This is a genomic window from Pleomorphovibrio marinus, assembly GCF_003347495.1.
Lineage (GTDB): Bacteria > Bacteroidota > Bacteroidia > Cytophagales > Cyclobacteriaceae > Pleomorphovibrio > Pleomorphovibrio marinus.
In genome coordinates, this window is record NZ_QCXY01000004.1 from 93,750 (window position 1) to 113,103 (window position 19,354).

Annotated in this window: 21 protein-coding genes; 9 read left to right on the top strand and 12 right to left on the bottom strand. The window is 41.9% G+C overall.

Annotation, left to right across the window (positions count from 1 at the left end):
• Window positions 1-281 precede the first annotated feature (281 nt).
• Window positions 282-1,520 (top strand): MFS transporter, encoded by a 1,239-nt coding sequence (locus DB520_RS11935; protein WP_114749961.1) that lies wholly within the window; start codon window positions 282-284, stop codon window positions 1,518-1,520.
• 74 nt (window positions 1,521-1,594) lie between these two features.
• Here the strand turns inward: DB520_RS11935 and DB520_RS11940 are convergent, their stop codons facing one another.
• Together DB520_RS11940 and DB520_RS27235 are read right to left on the bottom strand one after the other, a co-directional pair.
• Entirely contained in the window at window positions 1,595-1,981 is a 387-nt protein-coding gene (locus tag DB520_RS11940; RefSeq protein WP_114749962.1) for a PIN domain-containing protein, read from the bottom strand.
• A gap of 88 nt (window positions 1,982-2,069) precedes the next feature.
• Window positions 2,070-2,174 carry a type II toxin-antitoxin system VapB family antitoxin gene (locus DB520_RS27235; RefSeq protein ID WP_232834939.1) on the bottom strand — a complete coding sequence of 35 codons (105 nt, stop codon included), beginning with the start codon at window positions 2,172-2,174 and terminating at the stop codon, window positions 2,070-2,072.
• A gap of 228 nt (window positions 2,175-2,402) precedes the next feature.
• Here DB520_RS27235 and DB520_RS11950 point away from each other — a divergent pair, with 228 nt between their 5' ends.
• Window positions 2,403-3,194, top strand: a complete 792-nt coding sequence (locus DB520_RS11950; RefSeq protein WP_114749963.1) for a TspO/MBR family protein — start codon at window positions 2,403-2,405, stop codon at window positions 3,192-3,194.
• A 178-nt stretch (window positions 3,195-3,372) separates the two neighbouring features.
• On the opposite strand, the gene DB520_RS11955 is transcribed toward DB520_RS11950, so the two are convergent.
• The 5 genes from DB520_RS11955 to DB520_RS11975 form a co-directional block, all read right to left on the bottom strand.
• A complete protein-coding gene (locus DB520_RS11955; RefSeq protein WP_114749964.1) occupies window positions 3,373-4,776 on the bottom strand; it encodes a TlpA family protein disulfide reductase in 1,404 nt (467 codons plus the stop codon).
• Between the two features lie 307 nt (window positions 4,777-5,083).
• On the bottom strand, window positions 5,084-5,416 hold the full coding sequence (locus DB520_RS11960; RefSeq protein ID WP_114749965.1) for a type II toxin-antitoxin system PemK/MazF family toxin: 333 nt from the start codon (window positions 5,414-5,416) through the stop codon (window positions 5,084-5,086).
• Entirely contained in the window at window positions 5,403-5,645 is a 243-nt protein-coding gene (locus DB520_RS11965) for a ribbon-helix-helix protein, CopG family (RefSeq protein WP_114749966.1), read from the bottom strand. Before DB520_RS11965 ends, DB520_RS11960 begins: the two co-directional genes overlap by 14 nt.
• A 259-nt stretch (window positions 5,646-5,904) precedes the next feature.
• The gene (locus DB520_RS11970) at window positions 5,905-6,240 is read right to left on the bottom strand and encodes a type II toxin-antitoxin system PemK/MazF family toxin (protein WP_114749967.1); all 336 of its coding nucleotides are present in this window, start codon (window positions 6,238-6,240) and stop codon (window positions 5,905-5,907) included.
• The gene (locus tag DB520_RS11975) at window positions 6,240-6,527 is read right to left on the bottom strand and encodes an AbrB/MazE/SpoVT family DNA-binding domain-containing protein (RefSeq protein WP_114749968.1); all 288 of its coding nucleotides are present in this window, start codon (window positions 6,525-6,527) and stop codon (window positions 6,240-6,242) included. The genes DB520_RS11970 and DB520_RS11975 overlap by 1 nt, the downstream gene beginning before the upstream one ends.
• Before the next feature lie 204 nt (window positions 6,528-6,731).
• Between DB520_RS11975 and DB520_RS11980 the strand changes: the two genes are divergently transcribed.
• The 5 genes from DB520_RS11980 to DB520_RS11995 all read left to right on the top strand — a co-directional run bounded on the left by DB520_RS11980 (window position 6,732) and on the right by DB520_RS11995 (window position 12,380).
• Window positions 6,732-9,122, top strand: a complete 2,391-nt coding sequence (locus DB520_RS11980) for a TonB-dependent receptor (protein ID WP_114749969.1) — start codon at window positions 6,732-6,734, stop codon at window positions 9,120-9,122.
• Between the two features lie 152 nt (window positions 9,123-9,274).
• Window positions 9,275-9,430, top strand: a complete 156-nt coding sequence (locus tag DB520_RS27240; RefSeq protein ID WP_232834940.1) for a hypothetical protein — start codon at window positions 9,275-9,277, stop codon at window positions 9,428-9,430.
• A gap of 92 nt (window positions 9,431-9,522) precedes the next feature.
• A complete protein-coding gene (locus DB520_RS11985; protein WP_157972050.1) occupies window positions 9,523-10,518 on the top strand; it encodes a sensor histidine kinase in 996 nt (331 codons plus the stop codon).
• On the top strand, window positions 10,487-11,269 hold the full coding sequence (locus tag DB520_RS11990; protein ID WP_232834941.1) for a LytR/AlgR family response regulator transcription factor: 783 nt from the start codon (window positions 10,487-10,489) through the stop codon (window positions 11,267-11,269). Before DB520_RS11985 ends, DB520_RS11990 begins: the two co-directional genes overlap by 32 nt.
• A gap of 199 nt (window positions 11,270-11,468) precedes the next feature.
• Window positions 11,469-12,380 carry a cyanophycinase gene (locus DB520_RS11995; protein WP_198675314.1) on the top strand — a complete coding sequence of 304 codons (912 nt, stop codon included), beginning with the start codon at window positions 11,469-11,471 and terminating at the stop codon, window positions 12,378-12,380.
• Window positions 12,381-12,458: 78 nt separating this feature from the next.
• On the opposite strand, the gene DB520_RS12000 is transcribed toward DB520_RS11995, so the two are convergent.
• From DB520_RS12000 to DB520_RS12020, 5 genes are all read right to left on the bottom strand, one after another.
• Window positions 12,459-13,499, bottom strand: a complete 1,041-nt coding sequence (locus DB520_RS12000; protein ID WP_157972051.1) for a carbon-nitrogen hydrolase family protein — start codon at window positions 13,497-13,499, stop codon at window positions 12,459-12,461.
• A gap of 419 nt (window positions 13,500-13,918) precedes the next feature.
• Window positions 13,919-14,803 (bottom strand): RraA family protein, encoded by an 885-nt coding sequence (locus tag DB520_RS12005; protein ID WP_198675315.1) that lies wholly within the window; start codon window positions 14,801-14,803, stop codon window positions 13,919-13,921.
• A 447-nt stretch (window positions 14,804-15,250) separates the two neighbouring features.
• The gene (gene pfkA, locus DB520_RS12010) at window positions 15,251-16,237 is read right to left on the bottom strand and encodes a 6-phosphofructokinase (protein WP_114749974.1); all 987 of its coding nucleotides are present in this window, start codon (window positions 16,235-16,237) and stop codon (window positions 15,251-15,253) included.
• Between the two features lie 4 nt (window positions 16,238-16,241).
• Entirely contained in the window at window positions 16,242-16,610 is a 369-nt protein-coding gene (locus DB520_RS12015; protein WP_114749975.1) for a methylglyoxal synthase, read from the bottom strand.
• A gap of 234 nt (window positions 16,611-16,844) precedes the next feature.
• On the bottom strand, window positions 16,845-17,141 hold the full coding sequence (locus DB520_RS12020) for a hypothetical protein (protein WP_114749976.1): 297 nt from the start codon (window positions 17,139-17,141) through the stop codon (window positions 16,845-16,847).
• Window positions 17,142-17,436: 295 nt separating this feature from the next.
• Between DB520_RS12020 and DB520_RS12025 the strand changes: the two genes are divergently transcribed.
• Window positions 17,437-18,342, top strand: a complete 906-nt coding sequence (locus DB520_RS12025) for a hypothetical protein (protein WP_114749977.1) — start codon at window positions 17,437-17,439, stop codon at window positions 18,340-18,342.
• 2 nt (window positions 18,343-18,344) lie between these two features.
• The gene (locus tag DB520_RS12030; RefSeq protein WP_114749978.1) at window positions 18,345-19,301 is read left to right on the top strand and encodes a fasciclin domain-containing protein; all 957 of its coding nucleotides are present in this window, start codon (window positions 18,345-18,347) and stop codon (window positions 19,299-19,301) included.
• Window positions 19,302-19,354: the final 53 nt, after the last annotated feature.

A 19,354-nucleotide genomic window follows, 5' to 3' on the forward strand; every position in this document is an offset into this window, starting at 1 on the left:
TAAAGGACATATGGAATCTCACCACGAACAATCATCCTAGAGTGTGACGTGATCATCATGCCCTGACTGCCGTCAGGACAGGCTCGATTTCATACGTATTTTAAGTTTAAAGTTAATTTCCGAACGCACAAAATAAGGGATTTGTACAACAAAAATGGTAGTGGATCTTAATTTTTTTAGGCATTGAGCCGAATGAAGGGTCATGAATTAAAAAAATATTGAACCATAAATGGGTTATTGGACTTATTTTGATTGGTTTTCCATCGGTTTCTAAGATTTGCATGTTAATATTCCGGGCACTTCAATCTAAAAATTACAGACTGTTTTTTGCGGGACAGGCCTTTTCCAATCTGGGAAACATGATGAAGCAAGTGGCCATAGGCTGGTTGGTATATAGGCTGACCGATTCTGCGCTGCTGCTAGGTGTAGTGTCTTTTTCCAGGGAAATCTCTGCCTTTCTTTTCAGCACACTCGCCGGGGTAATGGCCGATAGGTATAACAAACACAAGTTATTAATGTTCTGCCAGGGAGCTGTAAGTTTAAATGCTGCCCTGTTGGCCTGGCTGACCCTAAGTGATCAAATTTCCGTGGCTATTCTGATTGTGTTACAAGTTCTCTTTGGCTTGATCAGCGGCTTGGAAATGCCAAGCCGGCATGCCTTTGTCAATGACCTGGTGGAGGACAAATCTTACCTCACCAATGCCATCGCCTTGAATTCCTCCCTATTCAATACGGCAAGGATAGTAGGCCCGGCCATTGCAGGAATACTGATACCCCTTATTGGGGAAGGTTATTGCTTTTTGTTATATGCGATCTTGAGCTTTTCCGTGGTGCTGATATTTTTGTTTATCCGCTACATCCCCATACCCAAGGAGGTCTCAAAGAGGAATTTCTTAGAGGAATTTAAAGAAGGAGCACGCTTTTCCTTAAAGACCAAGCATATCCGGCTTATTCTCGTACTGGTCTCCGGGATCACCCTGCTCGGTGTCAGCTATATGGTGGTGTTGCCTGTATTTGCTGCGGATGTTTTTCAGGCAGATGCAGTCGTGTTTGGGTATATGACAAGTGCCGTAGGCTTAGGCTCATTGTTGGGAGCCTTTTTTGTGGGTGCCAAAAACAACGCCATGGGATTGGATAAATGGATTTTGATCGGAACCATCATCTTTGGAATTGCTTTAGGCACATTTGCCCTGTCCCCCTATCTTTGGCTTTCCCTATTGGCACTTGTGGCTACAGGGCTGGGAAGGGTAATCATCTTTACCGGTTCAAACACTCTGCTCCAAACCATTGCACCGGAAGAAAAACGGGGAAGGATCCTCAGCTTTTATATCATGCTTTTTATGGGTGCACTTTCCCTGGGGAGCTTCGCCATTGGTTGGGTCACAGACCTGGTAGGCGGTCCCTTGACCTTGGCAGGTGGCAGCGTGGGGGTCCTGATCATGGCCCTTTATTACAGCCGAAACCTCCTCGCCTTCAGAAAAAGCACCTATAAGGTAATGAGACAATCGGGAGCCGCATGACTTGGTTATTTTTCGGTGACTAGTAATTTATTAAAGGTAAAGCTCAAATGGATGGTAGATAATTAAATATGAAATCAGTGAATCAATTCGTAGTTTAGGAATGATCTCATCAACTTAAAATGTTCGTCAAAGCTGAATAACAGAATTTTCTCTTCTATCACCTGCTGCAAGATTATCAAATCCGGAATTCCTACTTTATATATCCCATTTTTTAAATTCATGTATTGCAATTCACGAATAACTATCCAATCGATCCTAAGTGGAATTTTTTCAATCGATCCTAAGCTTTCTGCAACATCATTTCTACTATGATGATTTATCGAAGGAAGCAGCTCTGTTATGATCAGCTCATTTATGCATATCATATCTTCTTGGATCAGCCTATCAAGTTTTGAGTTAGTACCCGACCTTAAAAAATCTATCCAAACTGAACTGTCCACCAGTACTTTGTACCTAGACATCAGACCGGCCTCTTAGGGTATCCAAGTCAATTTCCAAATCCAATGTTCCTTTAAAGGTTAATAGCCGTTCTCTCTTTATTTTTGCTACCTACGCTTCTAAGGCTTCTCTTATTAATTGGCTTTTCGTTTTTGCCCCAGTCAATTTCATGGCTTCCTTAATTAATTTCTCTGGAATATCCAATGTGGTTCTCATAATTTTTGATGTATTAATGCATGGTTTTATATGCCAATATAAAATAATTAAATTTATAAAACTCGAAGCTTCCATTTCTACACTATCGAGATTAATAAAATAAAACTCTATATTCTCCACTTTTTTCTATTTGAGGAGTATATTTGTTAAGTTCATCCAAAATAAATTACCAAAAACACCCCTCTAATTTCCTAAATTGTCACTATTAGGCAGAAACCCTTATCCTATATGAAGCCTTTACCATTACTGATAATTAATACCATCACCTTTGCCCTTACTTTGGGTGCCAACTTTATCGCAGGAGCAGGGGTTGGAGAAATCCCCTCCGTGGGTGAGATCAGTGACCAATATCCCTCTTTGCTGACACCTGCGGGCTATGCCTTTTCCATTTGGGGGATCATCTATTTGATGCTTGGTGCTTTTCTGGTTTACCAATGGGTGGGATATGCTAAGGGTAACAACCAAGAGTCCCTGCTCCCCTCCGGGGCATGGTTTGCCCTGTCGAATGTTTTCAACATTACATGGCTCCTAGTATGGGTACATGGATATTTGGGACTGGCTGCCGTAGTTATTGCCCTGCTTCTTTTTTCCTTGATCAAATTGGTCATCAGGCTCAGACTGGAAATATGGGACGCACCGCTTCGACATATCGCTTTCGTTTGGTGGCCCATATGCATCTATACGGGATGGATAGTCCTGGCCACCGTGTTGAACATCTCCATTTTTCTGAATCAATTTGGGGTATTGGAACAGGTTTTCGCCGAAGAAGTATGGGCGGCACTAATCATTCCCATCGCCATGGGGGTATACCTGTACCTAACCTTTCGTAGAAATATGCGGGAAGCAGCACTTGTCGGGGTATGGGGATTGGTGGCAGTGGGGGTAAATCAGCCATCTCCCGAAGGATTGGTAGCTGTGGTGGCATGGATAGCCGCCGGTGTCCTTTTTCTGGCTGCCGGGTATCACGGCTTTAAAAACATGGGTACCTCTCCTCTTATGAAAATAAAAAAGGAGAGGTAGAAAATTAGGCTTTACATTTAAAAAGATCAGGTGTGTTTACTGTTGATTCCCAAAGTCTTTACTATATGGGCTGCTCATTAGTTTCCGATGTAGACGGGTGGCTACCTTTTTTAGCTAAAGCGTTGTGATGGGGTTTCTATGGATTTTTGTTGCTGAAAGACAGGATTAAAAATCGCACCTATAAATACTGGTCAATCATGGTTCTGATATCTCCTGAAGGTCTTTCCGCAGAAGGGTCTATTACTTTTCCCTCTTTATCCAAAAGCAGGAACCTCGGGATAGCATTGACCATAAAATGCTGTGCGATTTCTGATTTCCAGCCATTTTCGGCAAGCCATTGCAGGCCCTCCATGTTTTTGGACTTCACCATTTTTTCCCAAGGCTCCAGGCTGTCATCTATAGATACAGTCAAAAAAGATATAGGCTGGTCCTTATATTCTTCTTTTATTTTGTCCCAATGGGGATGCTCTGCAATACATGGTCCACACCAAGTGGCCCAGATGTCTATGTATACCAAATCACCTCGCAGGTCACTAAGCTTAACCGAATCGCCCTCTATATTGACAAAAGAAAAATCAGGAACTTCCTTTCCAGGCATAAGGATTTCCCATTTATCATTGAGGCTTTTTAGCCTTGCCTCTAATTTGGGGCTTTCGTTCTCGTCCATGAATTTATCGTAGGCATTCTTCACTGAAACAGGCCCTTTATATTCTAAGTTTTGGCTAATATAATTATAGAGGAATTGGTCTTTTACGAATTTATTTCTCAATAAACTATCCGCTACCCTATATATTGCCTTTTCCCTTCCAGCCTCATCTTCGTTTAGCGTGGTGTCCTGTTGTAAAATTTCCTTTACTTCATCATTTACGATTCTTTCGACAATGGAAGTATAAGAGCGAGAGGCCAACAAATCAGCCCTATCTAAATTAATTTGTGAAAGTGCCGCTTTGGTTTCGTCCTTTGGAAAATCAACAGAATCCTCACTGATTTTATTTTCATAAGCATGTGCCATCGGATATTGCAAATCAAAAAGTAGGGGCTCGTATTCAAAATAAGCTTCCTCCACTTTTAGAAAATCAGGGGCAATTTCATTTTCGGCTTTCAGTTTTTCAAACGATTCCCTTTGATGATCAAAATAGTTTCCTTTCTTCTGAAAATATTGCTCTTTGTCCAGAGCCATTAAACTCCATAATTTACTTTCAAAATAGAAATTCGACTTCTCGAATAAATAGGTGTTTTCGGCCACATGATCCCCTTCCAACAGGAATGTGGCCTTAAAATCTTCGGAATCAGCAAACACGAAAACACTATCGCCCGGACTAAGATACAATTCGAAACTAGCTCTGTCTGCCCTAAAAAAATAGGTCTCTGAATCTTCTGCATCAAAATCGACATAAAAACTCCCATCTTCTGCTATGGGTATGGAAGTGAATTCACTATCCAGGAAAACATCAATTTCCTTGGCCTTCGTATTTTCAAGGATTCCTGCTACTATTATTTTATTGTTAAATGCATTTTGTTGCCCGCAGCTTGAAAATGCCAAATAGGGTAAGGTCAACCATAAAATAGCGGAAATCTTCATAAGGATAAAGTTAAATGGCCATTGAAATCACCGTAAAATTTAGTGAAAACAACCTAAGAATCACAGTTTTTTAATGGATTTTAACAAAATATAACGAGCAAAAAACCTTTGAGGTCTTTTTTGGACCTCGAAGGTTTTTTACGTTAACAAATTGGGTATATATAACTGATATACAAAATCTCCCATAGACCTTCGGGGTTATGAAAAAAACCCCAACGGTCTAATACACGAACCTTTGAGGTCTTTTTTGGACCTCGAAGGTTTTCAACGTAAGCAAAATAAATATATATATACTGAAATAGTAGTCCTATAAGGTCATCAAATCGTTCAACGTTTGAAGGGCAGTAGATAAATTTTCAGGAGAAACATCCCCAATTTTTCTGATCAAACGAACCTTGGATATGGACCTGATATGAAAAATCAAAATTTCTGAATCTTTGGTCAATCCGTTGGATGCATTGGGTTGAAGTACAGGATTACCCTTGTAGTTTTTTATTTTTGAAGTGAGTGGAGCACAAATGACTACAGGTAGGTGTTGGTTTACCAGATTCCCACTTAGTATAACCACAGGCCTAAAACCAGCCTGTTCACTTCCTTTGGAAGGATTCAGATCAGCATGCCAGATTTCACCCTGCTTCATCCTCCAACTGCTTCAAGTAATCTTCAATACCTTCTTCTGCTATTTTCAAAATATCCCCGTCCTCCTCTGAACCTTTATAGGATTTGATATAGGCGGCCCGCTTCAAATGTTCAAGGTATAGATCCAAAGCGTGTTCAATCAGCTTATTTTTTGGCAAAGCCAGTGCTTTTGCCTGTTCTGTAAGCCTCTCAATCAATTTATCTGGCAGGGAGGTAGTAATAGTAGCCATAAGTATATTTACGTTTTATAAATATAATCACTATTTACATATTATAAGTTCTCGTTTTGGGGAAATATTTCAAAAACCCGGCAAACTACTCCCCCAAAAAGTCAAAGCACAAAAACCTTTGAGGTCTTTTTGGATCTCGTATTTCATACGTTAATTAATTGGGTATAACTAACTGATATCCAAACTACCCCAACAGAACTTCGAGACTCGGAAAACCCCAAAAGTTAGCTATGCCAAACCATTTTCCTATCGACTACCATCAAAACAGCTCCAGAACTTTTGCCAGAAATATCTTCACCTCTGCCATTTCCTCTTCTGACAAAGCCCCGATTTTCTTGATAAAACGTTTTTCAGAAATACTTTTGACTTGGAAACAATCAGCCAATGAAAATTTACTAATTCCATTATTTGTATTGGGGTAAATTCCAGCCATCCAAGGCTGCTGAACTTTTGCGCCATCCGTAAGCGGTACCACCACTTTCAAAGGCAATGCTCCCAAGGCATCTGAGTTGACGATGATGACGGGTCTCGTCTTTTTGATTTCATGACCAACTTGAGGCTCGAAATTTACCAACCAAATTTCTCCATTTCGCATCAATCAATAATTTCGGTGTCTATATCTCCACATTCTTCCAACTCCTCTTCATAAAATGCTCTTGTTTCCGCCAAAGAAGCTTGCTTTTTCATCTCAGCGTAAATTGCATTCTTGTTTTTTTTCGCCTCTTCCATTCTGATCTGAAAGGAGGGCCTGCTTACAGGCCTGATCATGATTCCGTCGCCATGGTCTTCGATGATGACTTCCGAAAGCCCATACTTTTCCACCAATGCCTTCGGGAGAATGATCCCACTGCTATTTCCAATTTTCCTGATTTTTGTTTCCATACCCTAAGCTAACGAAATGTTATAACATATTATAACTTTTAGGTTGAGAATTTGAAATAGTAATAAGGTGGAATTTACGGGTAAAAAATTCATCCCCTTTTGTTGCGGTTTCATCCTATTAAAATTCGGCTTCATTCGCTTTCATTTCGAAGCTTTTTCCCTGCTGCTTTACTTTGCCTGCATACCCACCAAAAAACAGGAATCATGAAAAAAATTTTACGCTTAAACATCATCTACTTTATTTTTCAGGTCATGGGGTTTGCACAAAACCCCCAAGCCTCCACCGATTACACCCAGACCATTCGAGGTCAGGTGATGGATCAGGTAACCAAAAGTGGGTTGCCGGGAGCCAGCGTCCACATTCCCGGTACAGACCCTGTAAAAGGAACCGTTACCGATTTAGACGGCAATTTTGTGCTTGAGGAAGTGCCTACGGGAAGGATTAGCCTCCAAATCAGTTTCATTGGATATGAAAATGCCTTCCTTAGAGAAATTCCAGTTACTAGTGGAAAAGAGGTAGTCTTGAATATCACCTTAAGAGAAAAACTGGAACAAATGGAGGAGGTGGTGATTAAAGCCGGTGGAAACCCACAAGATGCTACGAATGAATTGGCCATGGTTTCATCCAGGGGTTTTGACATGGAAGAAACCAACAGGTATGCAGGCAGCCGTAACGACCCCGCAAGGATGGCACAGAACTATGCAGGAGTAAGTGGTGCTAACGACTCCCGGAATGACATCATCATCAGGGGCAATTCACCGACAGGCGTATTATGGAGGCTGGAAGGCATAGATATTCCCAACCCTAACCATTTTGGGGCTATGGGTACCACTGGGGGCCCGGTGAGTATCCTGAACAACAACCTATTGGGGAAAAGTGATTTTTTGACTGGTGCCTTTCCTGCCCAATATGGGAATGCTACCGCCGGAGTTTTTGATCTTACTATGCGCAAAGGAAATGCTCATAAACGGGAACACCTGGTTCAAATGGGATTTAATGGTTTTGAATTAGGTACAGAAGGGCCTCTTGGAGGGGAAAACGGAGCCTCTTACCTTATCAATTACCGCTATTCTACTCTGGCCCTGATGCAAAATGTGGGGTTTTCTTCAGGGACAGGTGCTGCCATTCCCTATTACCAGGATTTGTCTTTCAAGTTGGATATCCCAACAAAAAATAAGGGCAGGTTTACCCTTTTCGGTATTGGAGGAAAGAGTAATATTGACCTGATCGGCTCAGAAGTGGATAGCAGTAACACCGACCTATATTCCGAGATTTCCCAAAACATTTACAACGAGGCCAAAATGGGGGTAGTGGGGCTTACCCATACCAAATATTACAATGAAAATACTTATGGCATTACTTCCTTTTCAGCGGATTATAGTTTTTCAGGCAATGTAGTAGATTCCCTAAGCCTGGAAACCAGAGAACCAGTTCCTTTTTACCGCAACAATTATGGGCTCACTAAATACCGGGCCCAATACCATTTTCACCAAAAATTGAACAATAAAAACAACTACATTATTGGTTTCAATTATGATTTATTAGGATTCAATTTACAGGACAGTGTGTTTAGAGCTCCCCTGGACAGGTTCGTGGAATTGAGGAATGAAAAGGGCCATTCCGGTTTGGTGCAATCTTTTGCCCAATGGCAACATCGCTTCACTGAAGATTTGTCGGGCACCTTAGGGCTTCACCATCAATATTTCACGTTAAACAGTTCCCAACAGGTGGAACCTAGAATGGGCCTGAGCTATCAGCCCAGTCAAAAAGCCACTTTTAGCTTGGGATATGGACTGCACAGTCAACTGCAGCCCCTTCCCATCTATTTCCTTGAATCAGAAATGCCAAATGGGCAATTTAGGAGGACGAATGAATCTTTGGATTTCACCAAATCCCACCATTTGGTGGCAGGCTACCAGTATCAAATTGCCCCAGACATCAGGTTTAAATCCGAAGTTTACTACCAACACCTTTTCAATGTGGCGGTGGAAGAACACCCCAGTAGCTTTTCCATACTGAATGCTGGTGCGGATTTTGGTATTCCTAATGTGGACAGCCTGGTTAACCAGGGAAACGGAAGAAATTATGGGCTGGAACTAACCCTGGAAAAAAGTTTTAGTCAATCGTCTTATTTCCTGGTAACTGCTTCCCTGTTTGATTCCAAATACCAGGGAAGTGACGGGGAATGGAGGAATACCGCATTTAACAGCCAATATGTTTTTAATGGGCTATTCGGTAAGGAATGGAAGATGGGTTCTAATAACCGAATATTGTCAGTGGATATCAAAAGCACCTATGCTGGAGGACAATACATTACCCCGATTGATTTGGAAGCCAGTATACTTGCACAGGAAGCCGTCTATAAAAATGAACAAGCCTATACTATTAAAAATCCAGCCTATTTTAGAACCGACCTAATGGTCAGCTATACGGTCAATAAGAAAGGGCTTACCCATGAATGGTCCTTGGATATACAAAACGTATTTAACAACCAAAACATGTTCAGACAAACCTATAACCCCATCTCTCAGCAAATTGTCAACAGTTATCAGCTTGGCATTTTCCCCATTCCCCAATACAGGTTGACTTTTTGACACATATATTGGTAAAAGCAAAATAGCCAAAAGGGGTAGTATATGAGGGTGGAACAATTAATTGAATATTCCTGATAACTCCTTTAATTTGCAATGAAGAGGAGATGGCAAGCCAACTAAAATCATTGGATTAATTAAAACCATACTCCTATATGAAATCGAGCCTGCCTAGACGGCAGTCAGGCATGACGAAGACGACATACAGAGGGATGATTATTGAATATGCGAGGTTCCCCCGAAACGAGTTCTCCGAATCAAGTTCGGGTCAGGCAAGGGAAGGCTATGTGGCAAATAAAAATCAATTATAAACAGATGAAATCGAGCATGACGAGCACGTCACACACTGGGATGATTATCATGGCGAGATTCCATGTGGCCGTTGAAAAGAAAATATAAACATATGAAAATCCACCCACCTTTTGATCGGTTTCTGATGATGGTAGGATTATCCTTTCTTGTAAGTTTATCCAGTGATGCCAAGAGTCCTTTTCTTATGGTTTGGTTGGTTTCCTTGCTGTTTACGGTTGCCTATTGGGAAGGCAATTACCAGATTGTTGGTATGGTACGGCAAAAATTTCCCAGGATTGAACAAACGAAAAAAAGAATCTTTACCCAAGTGGTTTTTTCCCTATCCTATACGGTTTTGGCAGGAATAGTACTGGTAGGCATATCCCACTTAATTTCTTATGCTACATTTGAATGGGGTTTTCTTCAGAGGGTTGTATTGCTGGGGTTGGTTATTACCATCATCATTTCAATAGTCTATGAGATGGTGTTTTATTTTGAACTTTGGAAGGAAGCTTTATTAGAGGGAGAAAGGTTGAAGAAAACCGAAGCCAGGCTACAGTTTGAGAGCCTTAAAAATCAGGTGAATCCGCACTTTTTGTTCAATAGTCTCAATACACTTTCTTCCCTGATCCATAGTAATCCCGATAAAGCGGAAAAATTCACACAACAGTTTGCTCAAATCTACCGCTATGTACTGGAAGTAAAGGATAAAACCTTCGTTCCACTGGAAAAGGAACTGGATTTTGTACAGACCTATATCTACCTCCAGAAAATAAGGTTCGGAGATCACCTGATCTTTGAAAGCGAAATAATATCCGGTAGGGAAAATTTTTATATACCTCCTTTGATCCTTCAAAACTTAGTGGAAAATGCCATTAAACACAATAAAATAAGTGAGAAAGAACCCCTTACCATCAAAATGTGGATAGATGGAGAATGGCTGAAAGTCAGAAATAACCTACAGCTGAGGAAAGATCAAGTCGCATCCACCAAAACAGGTTTGAATAATATCCAAGAAAGGTTCCGGCTGGTAAGTGATCAGGATACAAAATTTTACAAGCAAAATGGGTACTTTTATGCTGAAGTACCCCTTATTAGAGGAGAATAATATGGAAGCCATCATAGTGGAAGATGAAAAATTAGCCGCAGAAAGGCTCAAAAGGTTGATCAACAAAGTGGCACCGGAAATCCGAATCAGCAGCATGCTAGGTACCATAGAGGAAACCGTAGATTTTTTGAAAGGGGCTTCACCGGATTTGATATTTTTGGATATCCACCTTGCTGATGGTTCCAGCTTTGAAATTTTTGAACAGGTAAAAATAAATGCCCCTGTCATTTTCACTACTGCCTATGACGAATATGCCCTTAAAGCCTTTGAAGTCAATAGTATAGATTACCTGTTAAAACCTGTGGATGAGCAAAGCCTAAAAAAAAGTTTGGACAAATTTGAGCACCTCAATAAGCAATTTCCACAAGGAATCGATCAATTACTGTTCTCCATTAAAGAGAAAACCATCCAATACAGGCAGCGTTTGATGGTGGTATATGGGAGTAAACTTAAAGCAGTTAAGGTTTCTGACGTTGCGTATTTTTTTGCGGATAACAAGTTGATTTACCTTATGGAAAAAAGTGGTCATAGCTATGTGTTGGATGAAACCCTAGATCAACTCCACCCCACCTTGGACCCATCTTTGTTTTTCCGGGTAAACAGAGGATTTATAGTAAACATCGATGCCATAGCGCAGATGAACAGCTATTCTAGGAGCCGGATAAAAATAGACCTCATGCCAAAATGTGACAAAGAATGCATCACAAGTACGGAAAAAACCCCTGATTTCAAAGCATGGCTTTCGGAGTAGGATCGAAAAAGTCGACTAATCTTTAGTAATTACTTTTAGCTTTGCATAGTTTGAAATTAAATTGGACTGCTCTAGGAAAATGAAACAAATTTCGCTGTTTTGTTACTTGCATTATTTATGTTTGGGTTTATGCTGCTGCCAAAGCCAGGAGCCCACTTCTCCCCCAACTCCGCCTATCACAGAACAAAACCCTCATTCTTTGGGAAGGGTAGGCAACTTTGAGGATGTGGATTCCAATACGGAGCCTGGTCTGGTTTTGATGGGAGGCAGCACAGATGTTGATCAGGCTATGCGCTGGATGATCACGCGCTCTGGTGGTGGGGATTTCGTCATTATACGATCCTCCGGTGGCACAGGATATAACGACTACCTTTTTGAACTTGGCCAGCTTAATTCGGTAGAAACCCTTCTGATAAACAGTGTTGCAGCTGCCAACCATGAGGGTGTTTTTGAAACCATAAAGAACGCAGAAGCCCTATTCATTGCCGGAGGAGACCAGTCCCAATATCTCCGGTTTTGGGAAGGCACCAAAACAGAAGAGGCCCTTCAGTACCTTATCCATGAAAAAAAGGTTCCTATAGGAGGGACCAGTGCGGGTTGTGCGGTCATGGGAGAATTTGTTTACACAGGAGAAAATGGCAGCATCATTAGTTCGGAGGCCCTGAGCAATCCTTTTGACTCTAAGCTTACTGTGAGAAGGTCAACGTTAATTAACCATCCTTTTCTTCAGAATACGATCACTGATCAGCATTTTTCCCAAAGAAACCGGCAAGGAAGACTGGTGGCTTTTATGGCAAGACTGAGAGAGGTTTCTAATGGCAAACCGCTGAAAGGAATAGCAGTGGATGAAAAAACCGCAGTTATCATGGACAAAGAGGGGGATATAAGAATCATGGGCCAAAACAAAGCCTATTTTATCTTGGAAAATGAGCCTGATAAAGCTCCTGAAGTTATGACCAATGCCGCTCCACTGACCTGGAACTTGCATCAAAAGGCCCTAAAATCACATGAAACAAACAGCTCAAGTGAGCTATTGGATTTTAATCTAAAGGATTGGGATAGCACTTTCCCAGGATTTTGGTATGTGGAAGAAGGCACTCTTTATTTCTGATTGGGATAGTCATCCTAATAACATTCTTTACAATGTAATGGACACTCGGGGTTCGGGAAAAATCCCAAAGGTGGAAAATTACATTCTCATCAACTTATCCCTGGCCTCGTTCTGGGCTCTTTCCGAGTCTGCCTTATGTTGATCATAGGTTTTCAAATCATAATCCTTAAGAATATCTGCCACCCTCACATCCGGGTCAAGGCTTTCTATGATGGACCACTCCTCCTCATGAAAATTGGTGATCTTTACCTTCCTCCCGTATTTCTCCCTAATTTTCCCAAATTGCTGTACAAAGGGCCAGGAATGGAGAAAAGCTTTCTCTAGGTTAATTGGTGCACAGTAAAGGTTTTTTTCCCAAAAACCTGTCTGTACCATGGGTTCACCTGAAAAATCACTGATTTGGGCTCTACCCTTTCTGGTGCTTGATGCCACGATATAGCGGTGCTGGGCCGCTTTGAGGTTTATGGTTTTACCTCCACCATAAGCAGATGGCCAAAATACCAGTTCAGCTCCTTTTTCTTTTAGCGCCTTCCATCCATCGTCCCAAATAATGTCAAAGCAAATTTGTACCCCAATGGTCCCAAAGTCAGTTTTGAAGACAGGTGGATCCAAGGAGCCGGGTGTTAGTCCTCTGTTGATTTCATTTTCGGTAAGGTGGGTCTTCCTATATTCACCCACATATTCCCCGTTTCTATCTAACAAGACAGCAGCATTATATACGTTTCCCCCCTCCTTGGTATACACCGCAGCTAGGACATAGGCATTATTTGCTTTGGAATAAGCGGACAGGGCCTGAACTGCCTTTTCCGAAATAGTTACTTTTTCCTCAAGGGTGTAGGATTTTCTTACATTGGAGGTGGCAAAAACTTCTGGTAGGCAAATAATGTCAGGTTGGTAAACTGCTGATTGCTTCATAAATCCCAACATGGACTCCAGCATTTGTTCAGCAGTATCCGTCACTAAATCCTCTTGGCTCAACCCAGCCACCCATACTTCACGAGGAAGCCTGTTTTCCCTTATGATGGCACTTTTACCCGCATAAAGAGATGAGGTTAACATTGTCGCAGCCCCTGTGGTCAAGGATGCATTTTTAAGGAAGGTTCTTCGGGAATGGCTCATCAAATTGTAAATTATTTTCTTTTCTTCCCACAAAATAACTAATGTTTCCCTTTATTCCAGCAATGGACATAAAAAAAGCCATGAAACAAAGTTTCACAGCTTTAGTCAATTAACAATAAACCCAAAATAACCTGATGTAGGGGAAGGAATCGAACCTCCGCATAGTCTAATAAAACTGATTCCCAGAATTGTATTCGTTTCAATTCTTTGAACCTACATATTAACTAAACAAATACAGAAACAAAAAGTTTGAAAATCTTAGATTAATTTCCTTAAATGGGAAAGATTGTTGGGGACAAGCTTTTTGCAACAAACAATTTAACACAAACTTCTTGCCAAAAAAGGGAAGAAAAGGATAACCCAAGCATAATTTGCCAAGGTTATCCGGATAAATTCAATCGAATGGCCAAATGCTATTCTTAGGGCTTGTTGGGATCTTCGGGAAGCCCCAATCTCTTAAAAAAAGTAGCAGGTTCTTCTGGCAGCTCTACTGTCTCATCATAGGCTCTACCAGTGTCTTCGTACAAAGCCCTCCTGCCCTTAATATCATCCACAAGCTCCTGATAAGCTATTTGGCCTACCCTTACCGCTACCCTTCTAGGCACTACCACTACTCCATCCGAATCGGCTACCACCACATCGCCTGGATACACAGTGCAACCACCTATCACTACCGGCTGCTGAACATCTATGACCTCATTTCTTCCTATACGCTCTCCCCTGCCCCTTTCAAAATAGTTGGTGTAAACAGGGTTTTTTTGACGGATAATTTCATCAATGTCCCTTACACCTCCTGCGGATACCAGACCCACGGCTCCTTTTTCCTGCCAGTCCATAATATTTTTGGATCCTGTGGAACCAGTGTCATTGTCGTCCTTATTGTCCATAACCACCACAGTTCCTTCCTTGATAAATTCCCCAAAAGGTTCTGCGGAGAGTTGGGAATACCACATCCCTCTCCATTGTCTGTAGACCTCATAATTCTCAGGTTTAGTAAGGTCCGCACCAGGGTGCATGGGTCTGTTGGTAGGGCCATATCTCACAGTGACAGCGATTCCAGAGAAGCGATGTTCCATCGTTTCTACATCCTTCCATAAAGGAGCAATTTTTGGATCCATCACCCCTACGTCCATGTAGCCAACAGTTACCATGCCATCTACCACATCTGTTACTCTTGCCCCCTGATAGAGTTCAATCAACACGGCATCATCTACATCATTCCCCGTTTCTTGCCCATAGGCAAGTAAGGAAATTAACAAAAAAGAAATGCTGATGCAGCCGAATAATCCCATTCTTGTAAGCATTTTTCGATTTTTAGGTTATAGGTTAATAATTAATGATCATTAATGACTCAAATTAGTTAAAATTGGGAAAACAAAAAAAAGAATACCCCTGTACTTCTTCATTCGTAAAGTCATTCAACTTCTATACTATGAAATCGAGCCTGTCCTGATCGCAGTCAGGGCATGACGCAAGCGACACACAGAGGCATGATAAAAATCATGCGAGATTCCCCCGAAACAAGTTCCCCGAATCAAGTTCGGGGCAGGCAGGGGCAGGCTATTTGACCGCTGAAGAAAAATTATAAACATATAAAATCGATCCTGCCTGGTCGGCAGCCAGGCATGACGCAAGCGACACACAGCCACAAAGACGAGAATACCTTGAACCCCAGGGTATTTGAAAAGGATTTAAAAGTCCTGTTTTACAATATCTAACAATCTAATCCCTACTGATTTTTTTATTCGCTATCAAGTAGAAAGTATACTGGCAATCCTCAATTCATCCTCATCCACTTTTTTGTCATCGACTATCGCCCTTTTTATGGGGGTATATACCACCTTGTTATTGATTACCCCTACCATCACGTCGAATTTTCCATGTAACAATCCCTCTACTGCCGAAACCCCCAACTTACTGGCAAGGGTTCTGTCAAAGGCAGAAGGAGCACCTCCCCTCTGCAAGTGTCCCAGTATGGTTACTTTTATGTCATAAGAAGGAAGGATTTTCCTTACTTTTTCTGCGATTTCTGCAGCTCCACCACTTTTTCCACCTTCGGCGACAATCACGATGTTACTTTCCTTTTTAGCTTTTTCCCGGGTTTTTAGGCGCTCGATCAATTTCTCTACAGGCATTTTTTTCTCCGGAATCAGGATGGCCGCTGCGGCACTCCCAATTCCTGCGTTGATGGCAATAAAACCTGCATCCCTTCCCATAACTTCTATAAAAAATAGCCGGTCATGACTGGTGGCTGTGTCCCTGATTTTATCAATGGCCTGTATGGCTGTATTGCATGCTGTGTCGAACCCTATGGTCAGGTCTGTACCAAACAGGTCATTGTCTATGGTTCCGGGAAGACCCACAGCAGGAATTCCATATTCCTTGAAAAAAAGATGTGCTCCGGTAAGGGATCCATCTCCACCGATTACTACCAGTGCGTCAATCCCATGATGCTTAAGGTTTTCATAGGCTTTTTTTCTACCCTCCGGAGTCTTGAACTCCTCACTCCTCGCGGATTTCAAAAAAGTGCCTCCACGTTCCAAAACATGGGCGATAGCTCTGCTATCCAGCTTCCGGATGTCATTGTTTATCATCCCTTCATAACCTCTATATATCCCGTAAGCATCAAGGTTGTAATAGAATGCCGCACGTACCACAGCCCTTATGGCGGCGTTCATTCCTGGTGCATCTCCTCCTGAAGTGAGTACTCCTAATTTTTTAATGGTAATTTGATCCATGTAATTATGGGTGGGTGGTTAGATTTTTAAACATCATTTCCGCAGCAGCCAGATTGGTAGCTAATGGTACATTATGAACGTCACAAATACGCATAAGCATCTGAACATCTGGTTCGTGAGGGTGCTTTCCCAAGGGGTCACGAAAAAAAATCACCAAATCCAATTTTTTCTCGGCCACCATGGCACCAATTTGAGCATCGCCCCCTAATGGGCCCGATAACAGCTTTTCCACTTCAAACCCTGCTCTTTCTATATGTTCCCCGGTGGTACCTGTGGCTACCAGTTCAATACCTCCAAGTGCTGCCTTAAAACCACTAAGAAAATGAACCATATCCGCCTTTTTCCCATCATGGGCTATTAATGCGATTTTCATCTGTTTATAATTGTCTTTTAGAGGTCACAATGCCTGCCCCTACCTGCCCTGATCCCGATAGCTATCGCGATCAGGGAACTTGCTTTGGGGGAATCTCGCAATCTATAACTAAGCCAGTGTGTGACTTGCTCGTCCTGCTCGATTTCATAAGAATAATACAATTGAATTTTAAAGTTATAAAAAAATGGGGGAATGTTTTACAATTCTCAAACAGAACCATAACATTCGTAGTACTCAGGATTCCCTTTCCAAGAAATACCTCAGCAACTCTTCCCACTCTTCATCTAGCGTTTTACTGGAAATCACCCGCCCAGCCTTGTTGTACCAATACCCGGCATTCCCCATATCCCCTTCCTTTCGATGGAGGTATGCATGTAAATAAGCAGAATCCTTGTCCAATAAGCTATCGATAAGGCTATGCGCTTTGTCCCAATCCCCTTTGGCATCATACCATAAAGACCTTAGGTGAACAGAAAGTTGCTCTGGGATTTTCTCGGAAGCCAGGCTCGCTTTGAATTCTTCAATAGTCATTCGCTGTAGGTTGGGTTTTCAGTGTCAAAATAAATAGAATACTTTTGTTCCTCCAAAGTTAGCAGGTTTTTTTATCTCTACCATGATCCAAGAGAAGACTTCTCCTCGTACATTTCCCCAACAAAGAACATACTAATACGAAATCGAGCCTGCCTGGACGGCAGTCAGGCATGACGAGAACGTAACACTCAGGGTTGATTATAGACTGCGAGATTCTCCCGAAATAAATTCCCCGAAACGAGTTCGGGGCAGGCAGGGACAGGCTATGTGCCCATTAAGAAACAATTATAAAAACATGAAAACCTTTGCCTTCTTTATTTCTCTTTTATTTTTAACTAATCTTCAAGTAATTGGACAGGTGGGTGTAATGTACCAAATGCAGGGCAAGGGGAACGGAATGTTGGGATTGGGCACCCAGCTGCAAAATGCCTCCTCCTTTCACCTTGGCAAGGAAAGGCTGGAAACTATCCCTATTTACAGAGAAGTCAACTTGCATCGCACAGTATTGGAGGGAACTTACGGGATAACGGAGAAACTGGACCTTCAATTTGCACTTCCCTACCATGTTCATTACGGGTTGTCCAGTACCACACTTCGTCAAGACCTGGAACTGAAAAATCGAGAGCAGGGGCTTCAGGATATTACATTGCAAGCCCGCTATTTGTTTTTGGAAGAAAACACAAATAGTGGGAGGGTTCAGGGCTTCGGAGCCATGGGCTTTGCCGCTGCAATTGGAAACTACCAAGTCACAGAAAACCTTCAGTCCCTTTTGGCGATTGGTAACCGTGCAAAAAGGTTCCATGGCAATTTTACCGTGCTTTACCATTCTGACGAGCATTTTTTCGGAAGGTTGCATTCAGGATACACCTATTCTAGTGGCCCAGTTCCTGCACATGTGGAGACCTTTCTGGGGATTGGGGTGGATCATAAAGACATATTTGTGGAGGCCTATTTTCAGGACTTGCATAGTTTGAACGGTCCTGATGTCTTTGGGGAGGGATTTAGCGGTGCCTTTCCATTCTCCAATATTGGTTTTCAGCGCGTGGGAATCGAAATCTTCAAACCCATTGGCAGTGGAGTAGGAATGAGTCTAGCAGGATTTCAAACGCTGGGTGGTAGAAACACCTTTCGATCCACCGGTGTGTCCTTGGGCATTGCATATTTATTTGGAAGAGATCAACCAAAATACAACCATTATTAGCCATGAAGACTAAATTTACATTGCCATTGCTATTTTTGCTGGTATGTCTAGCAGGCAGCTGCTTTAACCAGGTAGATGAACCACCAGGCACTTTGTCTGCGACCTTGGTGAAGAACAGGTTTTTTAACCTGATGGAATCGGCCCTAATTCGAACGGGCTTGATAGTGCCCCTCTCAAACCCAAATCCCGACAGGGAAGCTGAAGGTTATACCCTATTTGCCCCAACCGATCATGCATTTAAAGAATTCGAAAACCGTACTGGGAGAAAAGTGGATGATCTACAAAGGGACTTTCTCCATGAGCTGCTTCAGGGACATCTGCACAGTGGCATCCTTGCAGGAGAAGAATTACGCCATGGAACATTTATTTCCATGTTAAATGGAAATGAAATCCATGTGGTAAAAGATCAGCAAAATACCTTCGTGAATGGCGCAAAACTCGTTTTTACAGATGCACCATCCACTAACGGTGTATTGCATGGATTGGATAAAGTTATTTTTAATAGTGATAAGAGCGTATTGGATTGGGTGAGCGACTTTAAGAGTGAAAAGGTCTTTTTGCCGGGGGAACTAAGTATTTTTTATGCCGCCTTGTGGAAATCCGGATTGGTGCAGGAGTTAGAAACGGCTTCTAATCTCACCGTATTCGCCCCCTCGGATTTGGCCTTTCGGCAAGCAGGTATCCTTAGTGAGCAGGATTTGGAAAATTGGTCTCCACAAAAACTTAAGGAGATCTTAAATCGACATTTTATAAAATCGAATACCTATTTTAGCCATGAACTGAATGGTCAAAAAATTGTGACACAAGGCAATGAAATCATAGAAATTGATTTTGAAAGCAATGGAAGTTTGAAATTTAGCTTTCAGGGTAGTGAAAAGTCCACCAATGCCATTCTTACTGATATTGCTGGCAGTCAGGGAATAATGTTTATCATCGACCGGGTGATTGGGGAGTATTGAATCTCTTGTTTTCTTGGTAAAAAATTGAAGGGTCAAAATAATCGAGATCCGAA